Origin of the sequence: Nocardia sp. SYP-A9097, assembly GCF_009649815.1 — a bacterium.
Taxonomy (GTDB): Bacteria; Actinomycetota; Actinomycetes; order Mycobacteriales; family Mycobacteriaceae; genus Nocardia.
Genome location: NZ_WJIC01000092.1, coordinates 1 through 796, shown reverse-complemented (window position 1 = coordinate 796; position 796 = coordinate 1). Strand labels below are relative to the sequence as shown.

Below are 796 nucleotides of genomic sequence, written 5' to 3'. Positions count from 1 at the left end.
GTGTGTTGTTTGAGAACTGCACAGTGGACGCGAGCATCTTTGTTAGTAAGTGTGTAAGAGCGTACGGTGGATGCCTTGGCACCAGGAGCCGATGAAGGACGTAGTAGGCTGCGATAAGCCTCGGGGAGCTGTCAAACGAGCTGAGATCCGAGGATTTCCGAATGGGGAAACCCAGCACGAGTGATGTCGTGTTACCCGCCACTGAATATATAGGTGGTGTGGAGGGAACGTGGGGAAGTGAAACATCTCAGTACCCACAGGAAGAGAAAACAACAGTGATTCCGTGAGTAGTGGCGAGCGAAAGCGGAAGAGGCTAAACCAGGAGCGTGTGATAGCCGGCAGGCGTTGCGTTCTTGGGGTTGTGGGATCTCTATTCTTACTTCTGCCGAAGTAAGCACAAGTCAGAAACCGTTGTGTTAGTCGAAGTGGCCTGGGACGGCCCGTCGTAGAGGGTGAGAATCCCGTAGACGAAAACTCAACGGCTTGTGTTAGAGACACCCGAGTAGCAGCGGGCCCGTGAAATCTGCTGTGAATCTGTCGGGACCACCCGATAAGCCTGAATACTACCTGGTGACCGATAGCGGACTAGTACCGTGAGGGAAAGGTGAAAAGTACCCCGGGAGGGGAGTGAAATAGTACCTGAAACCGTGCGCTTACAATCCGTCAGAGCCTTCGCAACTTGTTGTGTGGGGTGATGGCGTGCCTTTTGAAGAATGAGCCTGCGAGTCATCGGTGTGTGGCGAGGTTAACCCGTGTGGGGTAGCCGTAGCGAAAGCGAGTCCGAATAGGGCGCCCT

General features: G+C 54.1%; 1 rRNA gene. It reads left to right on the top strand.

What is annotated here, in order from left to right:
* Positions 1-43: 43 nt before the first annotated feature.
* Positions 44-796: ribosomal RNA gene (locus GFY24_RS41540) — 23S ribosomal RNA — on the top strand; the annotation flags it as partial.